Source organism: Micromonospora sp. WMMD723 (genome assembly GCF_049863385.1).
In the GTDB taxonomy this organism is placed as follows: Bacteria; Actinomycetota; Actinomycetes; order Mycobacteriales; family Micromonosporaceae; genus Micromonospora; species Micromonospora wenchangensis.
Genome location: NZ_JBMKNR010000001.1, coordinates 4153210 through 4174469, shown reverse-complemented (window position 1 = coordinate 4174469; position 21260 = coordinate 4153210). Strand labels below are relative to the sequence as shown.

At 75.0% G+C, this 21260-nt stretch carries 1 protein-coding gene; it reads right to left on the bottom strand.

The window, feature by feature from the left end; genetic code table 11:
- Positions 1-47: 47 nt before the first annotated feature.
- Positions 48-21257: an SDR family NAD(P)-dependent oxidoreductase gene (locus ACN261_RS18425; protein WP_425853623.1), complete on the bottom strand. Its 21210-nt coding sequence runs from the start codon at positions 21255-21257 to the stop codon at positions 48-50.
- Positions 21258-21260: the final 3 nt, after the last annotated feature.

Genomic DNA, 21260 nt, shown 5'->3' with positions numbered 1-21260 from the left:
CGGCCACCCGTGGGGGTCGACGGACCTCGGGCCTCCTCGGAAGAGGGTCAGTCGGACGCCTCCAACTCGTCGTCGAGGATGTCGAACAACTCGTCCGCGGTGACCGACGCCAGGTCCCGGGCGTCCGACGTCACCTCGGCCGCCCCGTACGCCGCGTTCCACCGGGACATCAGCGCCTGGAGCCGGACGGTGATCCGGCCCCGTTCCGCCTCGTCCGGCACGGTGCCGTCCAGCAGCGTCTCCCACCGGGCCAGCTCCGCCTCCAGCGACGGTGCGGCCGGCAGGTCACCGGCCAGCTCGGACCGGACGAACCGGGCCACCGCCGTCGGGCTGGGGTGGTCGTAGATGAGCGTCGCCGGCAACCGCAGCCCGGTCGCCGCACCGAGGCTGTTGCGGAACTCCACGGCCGCGAGGGAGTCGAAGCCCAACTCCAGGAAGCCCTTGTCCACGTCCAGCAGGTGCGGGCGGTCGTGCCCCAGCACCTCGGCCGCGCGGGCCCGGACCAGCTCGGTCACGGTCCGGTCGGCGTCGTCAGGCGACAGCCCCGCCAGCCGGTCGGCCAACGGCTTCTCCCCCGCCACCGGGCCGGCCGCACCGGCCGCCGCCCGCCGGGCGGGCGCCCGGACCAGGCCGCGCCACAGCGGCGGCACCCCGTCGGCCCGGGACCGGATCGCGGCCAGGTCCAGCCGGACCGGCAGGGCCACCGCCGGCACCGGCCCGAGGGTCGCGTCGAACAGCGCCAACGCGTCGGGCGTGGACAACGCGCCCACCCCGGAACGGGCCATCCGGCGCAGGTCCGCCGCACCGAGGTGCCCGGTCATCCCGCTGCCCGCCTCGGCCCACAGGCCCCACGCCAGCGCGGTGCCGGCGAGACCGTGCGCCCGCCGGTGCTGGGCGAGGGCGTCCAGGTAGGCGTTCGCCGCGGTGTAGCTGGCCTGGCCGGCGCCACCCAGGGTGGCCGCCGCCGAGGAGAACAGCACGAACCAGCGCAGTGGCCGGTGCAGGGTGAGTTCGTGCAGGTGACGGGCGGCCTCCGCCTTGGGGCCGAGCACCGCCGCCGCCCGCTGCGGGGTCAACGTCGGCAGCAACCCGTCGTCGACCACCCCGGCGGCGTGGACCACCCCGGTCAGCGGGTGCTCGGCGGGCACCCCGTCGAGCAGGGCCGCCACCGCCGCCCGGTCGGCCAGGTCGCAGGAGGCCACCGTCACCTCCGCGCCGGCCGCCGTCAGGCGGGCGGTCAGCTCGTCCACCCCCGGGGCCGCCGGGCCGCGCCGGCTGGCCAGCAGCAGCCGTCGTACGCCGTGCCGGGTCACCAGGTGCTCGGCGAGCAGCCGGCCCAGGCCCCCGGTGCCGCCGGTGACCAGCACCGTGCCCGTCGGGTCGATGCCGGCGGGCGGCTCTTCGTCGGGCACCGGCAGCGCCGCCAGCCGGGGCGCGAGCAGGCCACCGCGACGGACCGCCAGTTGCGGTTCGCCGTCGACGGCCAGCGCCGCCCGCACCCCCGCCGGGTCCGGCCCGTCGACGTCGATCAGGACCAGCCGGCCCGGGTTCTCCTCCTGCGCGGCCCGGACCAGCCCCCAGACGGTGGCGTCCACCGGCCGGGGCACGTCCTCGCCGTCGACGGTGGCGACCGCCCGGGTCGTCACCAGCGCCAGCCGGGCACCGGCGAACCGGTCGTCGGCGAGCCACTGCTGCACCAGGGACAGCGCCCCGGTGGCCACCGCCGAGGGGGAATCCGACGGGGAACGCCAGGCCACCACGACGGTGTCCGGCGTGCCGTCCCGCGCCGCGAGCGCGGCGAGGTCGGCGTGCCGGGACACCCCGAGGCCGAGGTCGTCGTCGCCGAGGACCACGGTCGTGCCGTCGCCGGTGCCCTGCGGCGTCTCCACCGCGGTCCAGGTGACCTGGTACAGCGACGAGCGGTGCCCGGACCGCGCCCCGCCCAGCTGGTCGGCGGCGAGCGGCCGGACCACCAGCGAGGCCACCGAGGCGACCGGTGCGCCGGTGGTGTCGGCCAGGTCGAACGCCACCTCCTGCGGGCCGGTCGGGCGCAGCCGCACCCGCAGCGCCGTCGCGCCGGTGGCGTGCAGGGTGACGCCACGCCAGGCGAACGGCAGCCGCAGCTGGTCGTCGTCCGGCTCGTCCCCGGTCAGGTCGAGGGTGTGCAGCACCGCGTCGAACAGCGCCGGGTGCAGGCCGAACCGACCGGCCGTCGACGTCGCCTCGTCGGGGAGCGCCACCTCGGCGTACACCTCGTCGCCGTTGCGCCAGGCGGCCCGCAGGCCCTGGAAGAGCGGACCGTAGTGGTAGCCGGCGTCGGCCAGCCGGTCGTAGCGGCCGGCCAGGTCGACCGGGATCGACCCGGCGGGCGGCCAGGCGTCGCCGGCCGGACCGGCCGACGCGGTCGACGCCGCCGGGGCCAGCACGCCGGTGGCGTGCCGGGTCCATCCGTCGACGCCGTCCTCCGGCCGGGAGTGCACGGTGACCGGGCAGCGTCCCGTCCCGTCGGGCGCTCCCACCACCACCTGCAGGTCGACGCCGCCCCGGGGCGGGACGACCAGCGGGGCCTCCAGCGTCAACTCCTCCACCTGGGCGCAGCCGACCTGGTCAGCGGCGCGGACGGCCAGCTCGACGAACGCCGTGCCGGGCAGCAGCACCGTGCCGGCGAGATCGTGTTCGGCGAGCCACGGGTGGGTCCGCAGCGACAACCGGCCGGTCAGCACGGTGCCGTCGGCACCGGCCAGCCCGACGACCGCGCCGAGCAGCGGGTGGGCGGCCGGCCGCTGACCCAGCGCCGGCACGTCACCGCCGCCCGCTGGAGCGTCCAGCCAGAGCCGACGCCGCTGGAACGGGTACGTCGGCAGGTCGGTGACCCGGGCGCCGGTGGGCACGAACCAGGCCCGCCAGTCGACCGGGACACCTCGGGTGTGCAGGGTGGCGAGGGCGGTCAGCAGGGTCGCCGCCTCGTCCCGGCCGCCGCGCAGCACCGGCACCAGGGTGACGCCCCCGGTGTCGGTGACGCACTCCCGGCCCATCGCGGTGAGCACCGCGTCCGGGCCCACCTCCAGGAACGTGGTGACGCCGGCCGCCTCCAGGGTGGCGATCCCGTCGCTGAACCGGACCGCCTCCCGGACGTGCCGCACCCAGTAGCCGGGGGTGGTGATCTCGTCGGGGTCGGCGAGCCGGCCGGTCAGGTTGGACACCACCGGCACCCGTGGCGGTGCGAAGGTCAACCCGGCGGCGACCCGGTGGAACTCGGCCAGCATCGGCTCCATGTGCGGGGAGTGGAACGCGTGGCTGACCCGCAGCCGCTTGATCCGGCGTCCCCGGGCCCGCCAGTCGTCGGCGAGCGCGCCGACGGCGTCGTGGTCACCGGAGATCACCACGGACCGGGGGCCGTTGACCGCCGCGACACCCAGCTCGGTCTCCCGACCGGCCAGCTCCCCGCGCATCTCCTCCTCGGACGCCTCGACGGCGACCATCGCGCCGTCCTCCCGCATCGCCTGCATCAGCCGGCCGCGTGCGGTGACCAGGGTCGCGGCGTCGGGCAGCGACAGCACCCCGGCGACGTGCGCGGCGCTGATCTCGCCGATGGAGTGCCCGGCGACCAGGTCGGGCCGGACGCCCCACGATTCGAGCAGCCGGTACAGCGCCACCTCGATGGCGAACAGCGCGCTCTGGCTGTAGACCGTCTGGTCGAGCAGCGCGGCGTCGGCGACGTCGGGTTCGGTGTAGAGCACCTCCCGCAGCGGCCGGTCGAGCTGCGCGTCCAGGTGGGCGCACACCTCGGCGAACGCCGCCGCGAAGGCCGGGTACGCCGCGGCCAGCTCGCGGCCCATGCCGAGGCGCTGCGCGCCCTGGCCGGTGAAGAGCATGGCGAGCTTGCCGGCCGACGGCGTCCCCTGCACCCACTCGGCGGGGTCGGTGCCCCCGGCGGCCGCGCGCAGGGCGCGGACCGCGTCGTCCCCGGCCGGGGCGACCACCACGGCCCGACGTTCCAGCACCGCCCGGGTGGTGGCCAGCGAGTACGCCACGTCCAGGGTGGCCCCGGTGTCGGCTACCAGCCCGGCCTGGGCGCGCAGCGCCTCCGCCGAGCGGGCGGAGAGCAGCCAGGGCAGCACCGGTGGGGTGTGCGGGGCGTCCCCGTCGGCCGGCGTCGCCTCGACCGCCGGTGCCTGCTCGATGATGACGTGGGCGTTGGTGCCGCTGATGCCGAACGAGGAGACACCGGCACGGCGGGGCCGCTCCAGTGCCGGCCACTGCTGCGCCTCGGTGAGCAGCCGGACCGCCCCGGCCGACCAGTCCACCTGCGGCGACGGCTGGTCGGCGTGCAGGGTGCGGGGCAGCACCCCGTTGCGCATCGCCAACACCATCTTGATCACGCCAGCGACACCTGCCGCGCCCTGGGTGTGGCCGATGTTCGACTTGATCGAGCCGAGCCAGAGCGGCCGGTCCTGCGGACGGTCCTGACCGTAGGTGGCGAGGACCGCCTGTGCCTCGATCGGGTCGCCCAGGGTGGTGCCGGTGCCGTGTGCCTCGACCAGGTCGACCTCGTCGGGGCGGACGTCCGCGGCGGCCAGCGCCTGCCGGATGACCCGCTGCTGGGCGGGACCGTTCGGGGCGGTCAGGCCGTTGGACGCGCCATCCTGGTTGATCGCCGAACCCCGCACCACGGCGAGAACGTGGTGACCGTGGCGTTCGGCGTCGGAGAGCCGCTCCAGCAGCAGCATGCCCGCCCCCTCGGACATGCCGGTGCCGTCGGCGTCGGCGGAGAAGGACTTGCACCGGCCGTCTGCGGCCAGCCCCCGCTGGAGGCTGAAGTCCAGGAAGGTGTCCGGCTTGGACATCACCGTGACCCCGCCGGCCAGCGCGAGCGAGCACTCGCCGGAGCGCAGCGCCTGCACGGCCAGGTGGATCGCCACCAGCGACGACGAACACGCGGTGTCGACGCTGACCGCCGGCCCCTCCAGGCCCAGGGTGTACGAGATCCGCCCGGACGCGACGCTCGCCATGCTGCCGTTGCCCAGGTAGCCCGCCAACTCCTCGGGCACCTCGGACAGCCGGCTGCCGTAGTCGTGGTACATGACCCCGGTGAACACCCCGGTCGGGCTGCCCTTGAGCGAGGTCGGGTCGATCCCGGCCCGCTCCAGCACCTCCCACGACGTCTCCAGCAGCAACCGCTGCTGCGGGTCCATCGCGACCGCCTCACGCGGGCCGATGCCGAAGAAGTCGGGGTCGAAGTCGGCCGCGTCGTAGAGGAAACCACCCTCCAGCGAGTACGTCCGGCCGGGCTTGCCGGGCTCCGGGTCGTAGAGGTGGTCGAGGTCCCAGCCGCGGTCGGTGGGGAACGACGAGATGGCGTCCGCGCCGTCGACCAGGAGTTGCCACAGGTCCTCCGGGGTGCGGACCCCGCCGGGGAAGCGGCAGCTCATCGCCACGATGGCGACGGGTTCGTCGACCACCGGCCGGACCACCGTGCTCGGCTGCGCCGACGCCGGTCCGCCGAGGATCGTGCCGTGCAGGTACCCGGCCAGCGCGGTCGGGTTCGGGTAGTCGAACACCAGGGTCGCCGGCAGCCGCAGCCCGGTGGCGGTGTTGAGCCTGTTGCGCAGCTCGACGGCGGCCAGCGAGTCGAAGCCGAGTTCCTTGAACGCCCGCGCCGGCTCGACGGCGGTGCCGCTGTCGTGGCCGAGGACGGCCGCGACGTTGGCCCGGACCAGGTCGAGCAGCACCCGGTGCTGGTCGTCCGCGTCGAGGGTGACGAGCTGCCGGTGCAGGCCGGAGCCGGTGACCGGGGTGGCCGGACCACCCGCCGCCCGTCGGGCCGGGAGCCGGACCAGGCCCCGGAACAGCGCCGGGAGCTGCTGGCCCTGGGCGCGCAGCGCGGCGGTGTCCAGCCGCACCGGCACCAGCAGCGGCTCGTCGCCGGCGACGGCCGCGTCCAGCAGGGCCAGACCCCGGTCGGAGTCCAGCGGCAGGACGCCGGAGCGGGCCATCCGGGCCACGTCGGCCTCGCCGAGGTGCGCGGTCATCCCACTGCGCTGCTCCCAGAAACCCCAGGCCAGCGACGTGGCCGGTAGGCCCAGGGCCCGCCGGTGCGCGGCCAGGGCGTCGACGAAGACGTTCGCGGCGGCGTAGTTGGCCTGCCCCGCCCCGTCGAGGACCCCGGCGGCGGAGGAGAACAGCACGAACGCCGACAGGTCACGGTCGCGGGTCAGCTCGTGCAGGTGCCAGGCCGGGTCGGCCTTGGCCCGCCACACGGTGTCGAGCTGTTCCTGGGTCAGGGCGGTCAGCAGGCCGTCGTCGAGGACCCCGGTGGTGTGCACGACGGCGGTCAACGCCGGGATGCCGTCCAGCAGGGTGGCGACGGCGTCCCGGTCCGCCAGGTCGGCGGCCACCACCTCGACGGTGGCCCCGAGGCCGGTCAGTTCGTCGCGCAGCTCCGCCGCGCCCGGCGCGGTCAGCCCGCGCCGCGAGGTCAGGACCAGGTCCCGCACCCCGTGCACCGTCACCAGGTGCCGGGCGACGAGCGCGCCCAGCACACCGGTGCCGCCGGTGACCAGGACGGTGCCGTCGGCCCGCCACGCTCCACCGGTGGTGGTCGCGCGGGCCAGGCGCGGCACCCGCACCTGGCCGTCGCGCAGCGACAGCTCCGGCTCACCGGTGCCCACCGCCGCCAGGATCTCCTCCACCTGAGTCTCCGGATCGGCGTCCACCAGCACGAACTGGCCGGGGTTCTCCGCCTGCGCGGCGCGGACCAGGCCCCAGATCGGGGCGTGGGCCAGGTCGGTGCCGCCGTCGGCGGCACCGTTGGTGATCACGACCAGCCGGGCTGCGGCCTGGGTCGGGTCGGCGAGCCAGGACTGGAGCAGGGCGAGGGTCTCCCCCACCGCCGTCCGGGCGGCGGTGGCCGGGTCGAGGTCGGCGGCGGGCGGGGTGAGCGGGGCGAGCACGACGTCGGGTACGCCGAGGCCGAGACCCTCCAGGTAGCCCCACGACTCGGCGGCGGTGCCGGTGGGCACGGTCACCCAGTCGACGCGGTAGAGGTCCCCGTCGGTCGGGGCGGCGGCGGTGAGCTGGACCGGGCGGGACACCAGCGCGCCGACCACGGCGACCGGTTCGCCGTCCGGGTCGGCCAGGTGCAGGGTGGCGGACTCCGGGCCGCTGGCAGTGACCTTCACCCGCAGGGCGGTGGCGCCCGTGGCGTGCAGCGTCACATCCGTCCAGGCGAACGGCAGATACGGCGGACGACCCACCGGCACCGGCTCACCGATCCCCACCACCTGCAACGCCGCATCCAACAACGCCGGATGCACCCCGAACCGCGACGCCTCCCCATGCGCCTCCTCCGGAAGCGCAACCTCAGCAAACACCACCTCACCAACCCGCCAGGCAGCCTGCACCCCCTGGAACACCGGACCATACTCGTACCCCTGCACCACCAGGTCGTCATACAACCCCGCCGTCGGCACCGGCACCGCACCCGACGGCGGCCAGACCCGCAGGTCGAAGCCGGGGTCGGTGACGTCGGCGGAGAGCACGCCGGTGGCGTGCCGGACCCAACTGCCGGTGTGTTCCGGCCGGGAGTGCACGGTGACCGTCCGGCGGCCGGTGTCGTCGGCGGCGGCGAGCAGCAACTGCACCTGTACGGCACCCTGCTCGGGCAGGATCAGCGGGGCGTGCAGGGTCAGCTCGTCGAGGTGGCCGAGGCCGACGTCGTCCCCGGCGTGCAGGACGAGTTCGACGAAGCCGGTGCCGGGCAGCAGGACGGTGCCGTTGACGGCGTGGTCGGCCAGCCACGGGTGGGTGTCCAGCGAGATCCGGCCGGTGAACAGCACCTCGCCGGACTCGGCCATGGTGACGGCGGCCCCCCACAGCGGGTGCCCGGCGGAGCCGAGACCGGCGGAGGTGAGGTCGGCGCTGCCACCGGTGGCGTTCAGCCAGTAGCGGCGGCGCTGGAACGGGTACGTCGGCAGCGGCACCTCGCCCCGGGGCCGGGCCGGCAGCACCGGCGACCAGTCGACGGTGACGCCCCGGGCGAACGCCTCACCGAGCGAGGTGAGCCAGCGGTGCAGCCCGCCCTCGCCCCGGCGCAGCGACCCGACGGCGGCGACCTCGACGCCCGCGTCGGCGGCGGTCTCCTCGACACCCATGGTCAGCACCGGGTGCGCGCTGCACTCCAGGAACACCCGCATCCCGGCGTCGAGCAGGGCGCGGGTGGTCTCCTCGAAGCGGACGGTCTGCCGCAGGTTGGTGTACCAGTAGCCGGCGTCCAGGCCGGTGGTGTCCAGCACCCGACCGGTGACGGTCGAGTAGAACGGGACCGTGGCGGCACGGGGGGTGACCTGGGCGAGGTCGGCACGTAGCCGCTGCTCGATCAGCTCCACCTGGGCCGAGTGCGACGCGTAGTCCACGTTCACCCGCTTGGCCCGCAGCCCCTCGGCGGTCAGCGTCGCGACCAGGTCGTCGACGGCGTCCGGGTCACCGGAGACGACGACGGAGGAGGTGCCGTTGACGGTGGCGATCGAGATGCGGTCGGCGTAGCCGGTCAGCCGTTCGGCCGCCGCCCGCTCGGGCAGGCCGATGGAGGCCATCGCACCCCGACCCGCCAACACCTCCGCAATCGCCAAACTCCGCAACGCCACCACCAACGCCCCATCCCGCAACGACAAACCACCCGCCACCACCGCCGCCGCGATCTCACCCTGCGAATGCCCAATCACCGCATCCGGCACCACCCCGAACGACCGCCACAACCCCGCCAACGACACCATCACCGCCCACAACACCGGCTGCACCACATCAACCCGCTCCAACGACGGAGCACCCTCCACACCCCGCAAAACCTCAACCAACCGCCAATCCACAAACTCCGACAACGCCACCCCACACTCACCGATCCGCTCCGCAAACACCGGAGACGAATCCAACAACTCCACCGCCATCCCCACCCACTGCGAACCCTGCCCCGGGAACACGAAGACCGTGCCGCCCTGGAGCACACCGGGGGCGGTGCCGTTCTCGGCGAACGCCCGCGCCCCGGCGACGAAGTCGCTCCGGTCGCCGACGATCACCGTGCGCCGGTCGAGCAGCGCCCGCCCGGTCGCCAACGCGTACGCGAGGTCACCGGCCCTGACGGACCCGTCGCCCGCGACGTCGGCCACCCGGGCGGCCTGCTCCCGCAGGGCCTGGTCGGTGCGGGCCGACAGCACCCAGGGCAGCAGCTCCGGCTCGGGGACGTCGACCGGCGGTTCCTCGGCCGGGGGTGCCTGTTCGAGGATGACGTGGGCGTTGGTGCCGCTGATGCCGAACGAGGAGACACCGGCACGGCGGGGCCGCTCCAGCGCGGGCCACGGCTGCGTCTCGGTGAGCAGCCGCACCGCCCCGGCCGACCAGTCCACCTGCGGGGTGGGCTCGTCCACGTGCAGGGTGCGGGGCAGCACCCCGTTGCGCATCGCCAACACCATCTTGATCACACCGGCGACGCCTGCCGCACCCTGGGTGTGCCCGATGTTCGACTTCACCGAGCCGAGCCAGAGCGGCCGGTCCCCGGGCCGTTCCTGACCGTAGGTGGCCAGCAGCGCCTGCGCCTCGATGGGGTCACCGAGGGTGGTGCCGGTGCCGTGCGCCTCGACGGCGTCCACCTCGGTGGCCGGGATGCCACCGGCCGCCGCGAGGGCCTGCCGGATCACCCGCTGCTGCGAGGGACCGTTCGGGGCGGTCAGGCCGTTGGACGCGCCGTCCTGGTTGATCGCCGAACCCCGCACCACGGCGAGGACGTGGTGACCGTGGCGTTCGGCGTCGGAGAGCCGCTCCAGCAGCAGCATGCCGACGCCCTCGGACATCGCCGTGCCGTCCGCGCCGGCCGCGAAGGACTTGCACCGGTGGTCGGCGGCCAGGCCCCGCTGGAGGCTGAACTCGATGAACGTGTCCGGGGTGGACATCACGGTGACGCCACCGGCCAGCGCCAGCGAGCACTCGCCGGAGCGCAGCGCCTGCACGGCCAGGTGGATCGCCACCAGCGACGACGAACACGCGGTGTCGACGCTGACCGCCGGCCCCTCCAGGCCGAGGGTGTAGGCGATCCGGCCGGACGCGACGCTGGCCATGCTGCCGTTGCCCAGGTAACCGGCGAGTTCCTCGGGTACCTCGGGCAGCCGGCTGGCGTAGTCGTGGTACATGACCCCGGCGAAGACACCGGTGAGGCTGCCGCGCAGCGAGTTCGGGTCGATGCCGGCCCGCTCCAGGGCCTCCCACGAGGTTTCCAGCAGCAGCCGCTGCTGCGGGTCCATCGCGATTGCCTCACGCGGGCTGATCCCGAAGAAGTCCGGGTCGAAGTCGGCCGCGTCGTAGAGGAAACCGCCCTCCATGGCGTACGTCTTGCCGGTCCGGCCGGGCTCCGGGTCGTACATGCCGGCGAGGTCCCAGCCCCGGTCGGTGGGGAACGGGGTGATCGCGTCGGTGCCGTCGGCGAGCAGTCGCCACAGGTCCTCGGGGGTGCGGACCCCGCCGGGGAAGCGGCAGCTCATCGCCACGATGGCGACGGGTTCGTCGTCGGCGACGGGGGTGGCCACGGTCGGGGCCTGCGGGGTGGCCGCACCGAGGATCCTGGTGTGCAGGTAGTCGGCGAGCGCGGTCGGGTTGGGGTAGTCGAAGACCAGGGTCGCCGGCAGCCGCAGCCCGGTGGCGGTGTTGAGCTTGTTGCGCAGCTCGACGGCGGCCAGCGAGTCGAAGCCGAGTTCCCGGAACGCCCGGGACGGCTCGACGGTGGCCGGGCTCTCGTGGCCGAGCACCCCGGCGACGTTGGCCCGGACCAGGTCGAGCAGCAGTCGCCGCTGGTCGGCGTCGGCGAGGCCGAGCAGTTGCCGGTGCAGTGCCGAGCCGCCGACCGGCGTCGCGGTCGCACCGGCGGCCCGTCGGGCCGGGAGCCGGACCAGGCCCCGGAACAGCGCCGGGAGCTGCTGGCCCTGGGCCCGCAGCGCGGCGGTGTCCAGCCGGACCGGCACCAGCAGCGGCTCGTCGGTGGCGACCGCCGCGTCCAGCAGGGCGAGACCCTGGTCGGTGCCGATGCCGAGCACGCCGGAGCGGGCCATCCGGGCCACGTCGGCCTCGCCGAGGTGCGCGGTCATCCCACTGCGCTGCTCCCAGAAACCCCAGGCCAGCGACGTGGCCGGCAGGCCCAGGGCCCGCCGGTGCGCGGCCAGGGCGTCGACGAAGACGTTCGCGGCGGCGTAGTTGCCCTGCCCGGAGCCGTCGACCACGCCGGCGGCCGAGGAGAACAGCACGAACGCGGACAGCTCACGGTCCCGGGTGAGGTCGTGCAGGTGCCAGGCCGGGGTGGCCTTGGCCCGCCACACGGTGTCGAGCTGCGCGTCGGTGAACGCGGCGACGGTACCGTCGTCCAGCGCGCCGGTGGTGTGCACGACGGCGGTCAACGCCGGGATGGCGTCGAGCACCCCGGCGACCGCGTCCCGGTCGGCCAGGTCGGCCGCCACCACCTCCACGGAGGCACCCAACGCCGCCAACTCGTCCCGCAACTCCACCGCACCCGGCGCGGTCAACCCGCGCCGGGAGGTCAGGACCAGGTCCCGCACCCCGTGCACCTCCACCAGGTGCCGGGCCACCAGCCCGCCCAGCACACCGGTGCCACCGGTCACCAGCACCGCACCGTCGGCCCGCCACACCGGCTCCCCGGCGGCGGCGCGGGCCAGGCGCGGCACCCGCACCTGACCGTCGCGCAGCGACAGCTCCGGCTCACCGGTGCCCACCGCCGCCAGGATCTCCTCCACCGGAGTCTCCGGATCGGCGTCCACCAGCACGAACTGACCCGGGTTCTCCACCTGGGCGGCCCGGACCAGGCCCCACACCGGGGCGTGCACCAGGTCGGTCACCTGGTCGGCCGCGCCGCTGGTGAGCACCACCAGCCGGGACTCGGCCAACCGGGGGTCGGCCAGCCAGCGCTGCAGCAGCGCGAGCGCCGTACCCACCGCGGCCCGCGCGGCCACCTCGACGTCGGCGACCGGTCCGTCGCCCGTGAGACGGGCGAGGACCAGCTCCGGCACGTCGTCGGCGAGATCCGCCAGGTGGGCCCACGAGGGCGTCGTCGGGGTGGCGGGCACCGCGACGGTGGTCCAGTCGACCCGGTAGAGGTTGCCCTCGGTGGTGGCGGCGGCGAGCTGCACCGGCCGGGACACCAGGGAACCGATCTCGGCGACCGGCGCACCGGTCGGGTCGGCCAGGTGCAGGGTGACCGCCTCCGGGCCGGTCGGGGTGACCCGCACCCGCAGGGCGGTGGCGCCCGTGGCGTGCAGCGTCACATCCGTCCAGGCGAACGGCAGATACGGCGGACGACCCACCGGCACCGGCTCACCGATCCCCACCACCTGCAACGCCGCATCCAACAACGCCGGATGCACCCCGAACCGCGACGCCTCCCCATGCGCCTCCTCCGGAAGCGCAACCTCAGCAAACACCACCTCACCAACCCGCCAGGCAGCCTGCACCCCCTGGAACACCGGACCATACTCGTACCCCTGCACCACCAGGTCGTCATACAACCCCGCCGTCGGCACCGGCACCGCACCCGACGGCGGCCACGCCGACAGGTCGAAGCCGGCGGCGGCCGGGGTGTCGGTGAGCACGGCGGTGGCGTGCCGGGTCCACGGCTGTTCCGCCTCGGCGTGCTCGGCCCGGGAGTGGACGCTGACGGTCCGCCGGGTCGACTCGTCGGCGGCGGTCATCAGCAGCTGTACCTGCACGGCGGTGCGCTCGGCGAGCAGCAGCGGGGCGTGCAGGGTCAGCTCCTCCAGGTGGCCGAGGCCGACGTGGTCACCGGCGTGCAGCACCATCTCGACGAAGGCCGCACCGGGCAGCAGGACGGTGCCGTTGACGGCGTGGTCGGCCAGCCACGGGTGGGTGTCCAGCGAGATCCGGGCGGTGAACAGCACCTCACCGGACTCGGCCATCGCCACCGACGCACCCCACAGCGGGTGGCCGGCCGCGCCGAGGCCCACCGACGCCACGTCGGTCGTGCCGCTGGTCGCGTCGATCCAGTAGCGGCGGCGCTGGAACGGGTACGTCGGCAGCGGCACCTCCCCGCGCGGACGCGCCGGCAACGCCGACGACCAGTCCACCGGCACCCCACGGACGAACGCCTCACCCAGCGAGGTGAGCCAACGACGCAGCCCGCCCTCGCCCCGGCGCAGCGACCCGACGGCGGCGACCTCGACGCCCGCGTCGGCGGCGGTCTCCTCGACACCCATGGTCAGCACCGGGTGCGCGCTGCACTCCAGGAACACCCGCATCCCCGCCCGCAGCAGCACCCGGGTGGTCTCCTCGAAGCGGACGGTCTGCCGCAGGTTGGTGTACCAGTAGCCGGCGTCCAGGCCGGTGGTGTCCAGCACCCCGGCGGTCACCGTGGAGTAGAACGGCACGGTCGACGACCGGGGCGACACCTCGGCGAGGTCGTCGCGCAGCCGCTGCTCGATCAGCTCCACCTGGGCCGAGTGCGACGCGTAGTCCACGTTCACCCGCTTGGCCCGCACCTCCTCGGCGCTGAGAGCGGCGACGAGGTCGTCGACGGCGTCCGGGTCACCGGAGACCACCACCGACGACACCCCGTTGACCGTGGCGATGGACACCCGGCCGTCGTAGGCGTCGAGGCGCTCGCGGACCCGCTCGGCGGGCAGGCCGATGGAGGCCATCGCACCCCGACCCGCCAACACCTCCGCAATCGCCAAACTCCGCAACGCCACCACCAACGCCCCATCCCGCAACGACAAACCACCCGCCACCACCGCCGCCGCGATCTCACCCTGCGAATGCCCAATCACCGCATCCGGCACCACCCCGAACGACCGCCACAACCCCGCCAACGACACCATCACCGCCCACAACACCGGCTGCACCACATCAACCCGCTCCAACGACGGAGCACCCTCCACACCCCGCAAAACCTCAACCAACCGCCAATCCACAAACTCCGACAACGCCACCCCACACTCACCGATCCGCTCCGCAAACACCGGAGACGAATCCAACAACTCCACCGCCATCCCCACCCACTGCGAACCCTGCCCCGGGAACACGAACACCACCCCGGAGCCGCCCTGCAACGGCGTCGGCACCGCGGCCCCGGCGACCAGGGCGTCCGCGCCGGTCAGGAAGTCGCTGACGTCGCCGACGACGACGGCCCGCCGGTCCAGCGCCGCCCGCCCCTTGGCCAGCGCGTACGCGAGGTCACCCGGGTCGGTGGTGGTGGCGGCGACGGCGGCCCGCAGCTGGGCGGCCTGGGCGCGCAGTGCCTCCTCGGTCTTGGCCGACAGCACCCACGGCAGCACGGCCGGCGGCGGGACGATCTCGCCCTCCAGCTCGACCGGCGGGGCCTCCTCCACGATGACGTGGGCGTTGGTGCCGCTGATGCCGAACGACGACACGCCCGCCCGGCGCGGCCGGTCCAGCGCCGGCCACGGCTGCGCCTCGGTGAGCAGCCGCACCTCGCCGGCCGACCAGTCGATCTGCGGGGACGGCTCGTCGGCGTGCAGGGTGCGGGGCAGCAGACCGTTGCGCATCGCCAGCACCATCTTGATCACGCCCGCGACACCTGCCGCACCCTGGGTGTGGCCGATGTTCGACTTGATCGAGCCGAGCCACAGCGGACGCTCACCCGGCCGGCCCTGCCCGTAGGTGGCCAGCAGCGCCTGCGCCTCGATCGGGTCGCCGAGAGCCGTGCCGGTGCCGTGCGCCTCCACCGCGTCGACCTCGGTCGCCGGGATGCCACCGGCCGAGGCCAGCGCCTGCCGGATCACCCGCTGCTGCGAGGGACCGTTCGGGGCGGTCAGCCCGTTGGACGCGCCGTCCTGGTTGGTGGCCGAGCCCCGGATCACCGCGAGCACCTGGTGGCCGTTGGCCCGCGCGTCGGAGAGCCGCTCCAGCAGCAGCATGCCGGCGCCCTCACCCCAGCCGGTGCCGTCGGCCCCGGCGGCGAACGACTTGGAGCGGCCGTCCTTGGCCAGGCCCCGCTGGCGGCTGAAGTCGATGAACGTGTCCGGGGTGGACATCACCGTGACGCCGCCGGCCAACGCCAGCGAGCACTCCCCGGCCCGCAGCGCCTGCACGGCCAGGTGGATCGCCACCAGCGACGACGAGCAGGCGGTGTCGATCGACACGGCCGGCCCCTCCAGACCGAGGGTGTAGGCGACCCGGCCGGAGACGATGCTGGCGAGGCTGCCGTTGCCCAGGTAACCGGCCAGCTCGTCGGGCACCTGGTGCAGGCGCAGCGCGTAGTCGTGGTACATGACGCCGGCGAAGACACCGGTCGGGCTGCCCTTGAGCGAGGTCGGGTCGATCCCGGCCCGCTCCAGCACCTCCCACGACGTCTCCAGCAGCAACCGCTGCTGCGGGTCCATCGCGACCGCCTCACGCGGGCTGATCCCGAAGAAGTCCGCGTCGAAGTCGGCCGCGTCGTAGAGGAAACCACCCTCCATCGAGTACGTCTTGCCGGGCTTGCCGGGCTCCGGGTCGTACATGCCGGCCAGGTCCCAGCCCCGGTCGGTGGGGAACGGGGAGACCGCGTCGACGCCGCCCTCCAACAGCTCCCACAGCTGCTCCGGAGTGCTCACCCCACCGGGGAAGCGGCAGCTCATCGACACGATCGCGATCGGCTCCTGGGTGAACGAGGCAGGTGCCAGCTCCGGCACCACCGGGTCCACGTCGGTGCCGAGCACGGTGGAGACCACGAACTCGGCGAGCGCCACCGGCGTCGGGTAGTCGAAGACCAGGGTCGCCGGCAGCCGCAGCCCGGTGGCGGCGTTGAGCCGGTTACGCAGCTCCACCGCGGCCAGCGAGTCGAAACCCAGCTCGTTGAAGGCGCGGCGGGGCTCGATCGCCTCCGCACCGTCGTGGCCGAGCACGGCGGCGACGTGCGCGCGGACCAGGTCGAGGGTGACCCGGTCCCGTTCGGCCGGGGTGAGGCCGGCGAACTGCCGGGCCAGCCCCTGGGCGGCGTCCGCCGGGCCGGCGGCCTGCGCGGCCCGCCGGGCCGGCAGCGGCACCAGGCCGCGCAGCAGCGCCGGCACCCCGTCGGGCCGGTTGCGCAGCGCGGTCAGGTCGACCCGGATCGGGGCGAGCACCGGCTCGTCGACGCCGAGCGCCGCGTCGAGCAGGGCCAGGTTCTCGGCCGGGCTGAGGCCGGGCATGCCGGACCGCTCGATGCGCTGCAACGCGGCGGCGTCCAGCTGGCCGCCCATGCCGCTGTCACCGGTCCACAGACCCCAGGTGAGGGCGACGGCGGGCCGGCCCTGCGCCCGACGGGTGGTGGCCAGCGCGTTCAGGGTGGCGTTCGCGGCGGCGTAGTTGCCCTGCCCGGCGCAGTCGAGCAGGCTCGCCAGCGAGGAGAAGAGCACGAAGGCGGTCAGGTCGGCGTCGCGGGTCAGCCGGTCGAGGTTGACCGCGCCGTCCAGCTTGGCCTGCAGCACCGCGTCGAGCCGCTGCGGGGTGAGCGAGCCGATCGTCCCGTCGTCGACGATGCCGGCGGCGTGCACCACCGCCCGCAACGGCCGGTCGGCCGGGACGGCGGCGAGCAACGCGGCCAGGGCGTCGGCGTCGGCCGCGTCGCAGGCGGCCACGTCGACGCTCGCGCCTGCCGCTTCCAGTTCCGCGCGCAGCTGCGCCACACCGGCCGCCGCCGGGCCACGACGACTGGTCAACAGCAGGTGGCGTACGCCGTGGTTGCCGGCCAGGTGCCGGGCGACGTGCGCGCCGAGCCCGCCGGTGCCGCCGGTGACCAGCACCGTGCCGTCGGTCGGCCACCCGGCGGCGTCGTCGTTGCCGTCGGGGGTGGTGGCGACCCGGGCCAGCCGGGGCACACTGATCTCCCCGTCACGTACCCGCAGCTCCGGTTCGCCGGTGGCCAGGGCGGCGGCCAGCAGCGACGTGGGGGCGTCGGCGAGCCGGACGGTGACGAACCGGTCCGGGTTCTCCGTCTGCGCGGCGCGCAGCAGACCCCAGACCGCCTCGGTGGCGAGGTCGTCGGCGCGGCTGACGAAGACCAGCCGGGTGCCGGCCAGCCGCGCGTCGGCCAGCCACTGCTGCAGCAGCGTCAACGCGTCGGCGGTGGCGGCCCGGACGTCACCGGCGTCGACCCCGACGAACGCGAACTCGGGGGCGGTCGCGCCGGCGTCGATCGCGGCGCCCAGTGCGGCCGGGTCGGCGTACCGGGGGGCGGTGCCGATCCGCTCGTCGCCGAGCACCGCCCAGCGGGGGGTGCCCGTCGGGGCGGGCCGGTGACCGAGCTTCGTCCACTCCAGCCGGAACAGCCGCTCGTGGTAGCCGCCCCGGGCGGCGGTGAGCTGGGCGGTGGAGACCGGCCGGGAGACGAACGACCGCACCGAGGCCACCGGTGCGCCGGTGGCGTCGGCGAGGGTCACCGACACGCTGTCCCCGGCGGCCGGGGCGATCCGCACCCGCACCTCGGCCGCACCGGCGGCGTGCAGGGTGACGTCGTTCCAGGCGAACGGGATGCGCACCGCGTCGTCGGTGGGCTCGCCCCGGTGGGCCGCGTCGATGGCGTGCAGGGCGGCGTCCAGCACCGCCGGGTGCAGGCCGAAGCGGGCCGCCTCGGCCCGGCTGTCGGCGGGGAGCGCGACCTCGGCGTACACCTCCTGGCCGCGTCGCCAGACGGCCTTGAGGCCCTGGAAGACCGGGCCGTAGCCGTAGCCCTGGTCGGCCAGTTCGGCGTAGATGCCGGCCAGGTCGACCGGCCGGGCGTCGCGCGGCGGCCACTGGGTGAGCGGCTGACCGGCGTCGACGGCCTCCGGGGTGAGGAAGCCGCTGACGTGCCGGGTCCACAGCTGGTCGTCCGGGTCGGACCCGTCGGGCCGCGAGTAGACGGCCACCGGGCAGCGGCCGGCCGGGTCGGCGGCGCCGACGACCACCTGGAGGGCGACGCCGCGCTCGTCGAGCGCCAGCGGAGCCTCCAGGGTCAGCTCCTCGACGGTGGGGCAGCCGACCTGGTCGCCGGCCCGCACGGCCAGCTCGACGAAGGCGGTGCCGGGCAGCAGCGCCACCCCGGAGATGGTGTGGTCGGCCAGCCACGGGTGGCTGCGCAGCGACACCCGACCGGTGAGCACCACGCCGTCGCCGCCGGCCAGGCCGACGACCGCACCGACCAGCGGGTGCCCGGCGGCGAGCTGACCGAAGCCGGTCGCGTCGGCGCTGCCGCCGCCGGATTCCATCCAGAACCGGCGACGCTGGAACGGGTACGTGGGCAGCGCGACCCGACGCGCCCCACGGGCGGCGAAGAACGCCGTCCAGTCCACCGGCACCCCCCGCACGTGGGCGCGGGCGACGGCGGCGACGACGTCGGCCTCCTCGTCGTGGTCGGCGCGCAGCAGCGGGGCGAAGACCGCGTCGGCGTCGTCGTCGAGACAGGCCGGACCCATCGCGGAGAGCACACCGGCCGGACCGAGTTCGAGGAAGGTGGTGACCCCCTCGTCGGCCATGGCCCGGACGGCGTCGGCGAACCGGACGCTGTCGCGTACGTGCCGCACCCAGTATTCGGGGTCGCACAGTTCCCCGGAGAGCACCGGCCGGCCGGTGACCGTGGAAACGACCGGGATGGTCGGCGGGCGGTAGGTGAGCACGTGCGCCAGCCGGCCGAACTCGGCGAGCATCGGCGTCATCAGCGGCGAGTGGAAGGCGTGGCTGACCTTCAGCCGCTTCGTCTTGTGCCCGGCGGCGGCGAGGGCGGCGACCACCTCCAGCACGGCGTCCTCGTCGCCGGAGACCACCACCGAGGCGGGGCCGTTCACCGCGGCCAGGCCCACCTGAGCCTCGCGGCCGGCCAGCAGCGGACGGACCTGCTCCTCGGTGGCCTGCACCGAGATCATCGCGCCCTCGGCGGGGAGCTGCTGCATGAGCCGGCCCCGGGCGGCGACCAGCAGGGCGGCGTCCTCCAGGGAGAGCACCCCGGCGACGTGGGCGGCGGCCAGCTCACCGATCGAGTGCCCGGCGAGCAGGTCCGGCCGGATCCCCCACGACTCCAGCAGCCGGAACTGGGCGACCTCCACCGCGAACAGCGCGCACTGGGTGTAGGCGGTCTGGTCGAGCAGGGCCGCCTCGGCGGTGCCGGGCTCGGCGAACAGCACGTCGGCCAGCGGCACGTCCAGTTGCAGGTCGAGCCAGCCGCAGGCGTCGTCGAACGCGGTGGCGTAGACCGGGTAGCTGCGGTGCAGCTGCCGGCCGGCGTCCAGCCGCTGGCTGCCCTGCCCGGTGAACAGGAAGCCGAGCCCACCACCGGTGGCCTGGCCCAGGTGCACGCCGGGCACGTCGCCACCGGCGGCGAGGGCGGCCAGGTCCTGGACCGTCGCGGCCCGGTCCCGGGCCACCAGCACCGCCCGGTGCTCCAGCGCGGTCCGGGTGGTGGCCAGCGAGTACGCGACGTCGAGCAGTTCCGGGGCGTCCCCGTCGGTGTCCACGACGGCGAGCAACGCGGCGGCCTGGTCGCGCAGCGCGGCCTCGCCGCGGGCGGAGAGCACCACCGGCAGCACCTCGCTGGGCAGCTGCGGCACGGCGGGCACGGCCTCGTCGTCGACGGCCGGCGGCTCCTCGACGATGACGTGCGCGTTGGTGCCGCTGACCCCGAACGAGGAGACCCCGGCCCGGCGCGGGTGGCCCGCGTCGTCCCACGGGCGGGCCTCGGTGAGCAGGGCGACGGTGCCGGCGGACCAGTCCACGTTGGGGGTGGGCGCGTCGACGTGCAGGGTCTGCGGCAGCACCCGGTGCCGCATCGCCATCAGCACCTTGATCACACCGGCGACACCGGCGGCGGCCTGCGAGTGGCCGATGTTGGACTTGAGCGAACCGAGCCACAGCGGCCGGTCGGCGGGGCGTTCCCGGCCGTAGGTGGCGATGATCGCCTGCGCCTCGATGGGGTCGCCGAGGCGGGTGCCGGTGCCGTGCGCCTCGACCAGGTCGACGTCGGCGGGGGCCAGGCCGGCCGAGGCCAGCGCGGACATGATCACCCGCTGCTGGGACGGCCCGTTCGGGGCGGTCAACCCGTTGGACGCGCCGTCCTGGTTGATCGCCGATCCCCGGATCACCCCGAGCACCCGGTGGCCGTTGCGGCGGGCATCGGAGAGCCGCTCCAGCACCAGGATGCCGACCCCCTCGGCCCAGCCGGTGCCGTCGGCCGCCGCCGCGAACGGCTTGCACAGCCCGTCCGGGGCGAGGCCGCGCTGCCGGCTGAACGCGGTGAACGCGCCCGGGTGCACCATCACGGCGACGCCACCGGCCAACGCGGTGGTGCACTCACCACGCTGCACCGCCTGGCAGGCCAGGTGCAGGGCGACAAGCGAACCCGAGCAGGCGGTGTCCACGGTCAGCGTCGGGCCCTCGAAACCGAAGGTGTAGGCGAGCCGACCGGACACCACGCTCGGCGCGTTGCCGGTGAGCAGGTAGCCGTCCAGTCCCTCCGGGGCCTCGTGCAGCCGGGGGCCGTACTCCTGCGGTTCGGCGCCGATGAAGACACCGGTCTGGCTGCCGCGCAGCGACGCCGAGTCGATGCCGGCGTCCTCCAGCGCCTCCCAGGCGGTCTCCAGCACCAGCCGCTGCTGCGGGTCCATCGTCATCGCCTCGCGCGGGCTGATGCCGAAGAAGTCCGCGTCGAACTCGGCCGCGCCCTCCAGGAAACCGCCCTGGCGCACGTAGGTCTTGCCCGGCTTGCCCGGGTCCGGGTCGTAGAGCCCGTCGGTGTCCCAACCCCGGTCGGTCGGGAAGTCGCTGATCACGTGCCGGCCCTCGGCGACCAGCCGCCACAGGTCGTCGGCAGAGGTGCTGTGCCCCGGATAGCGGCAGCCGATGCCGACCACGGCGATCGGCTCGTCGTCGGCGGCGGGCCGGCGTAGCGGCGCGGCGACCGGCGCGGGTGCGGCGTCCCCACCGAGCAGGGTCCGCAGCAGCCGCCCGACCGCCTGCGGCGTCGGGTGGTCGAAGACCAGGGTGACCGGCAGGTCCAGGCCGGTCGCGGCGGTGAGCCGGCGGTGCAGCTCGACCGCGGCGAGCGAGTCGAAGCCCAGGTCGCGGAAGGGCCGGCCGGGCTCGACGGCGTCCGGGCCGTCCGGCAGTACGGTCCGCAGCACGTCGCGGGCCTGCTCCCGGACCAGCGCGGTGAGCGCCCGGTCCTGCTCGTCGGCCGTGCGGCCCTCCAGCCGCCGCCGCAGTGCCGACAGGGCGTCGGGCTCGGCACCGGTGGGGTTCACGGA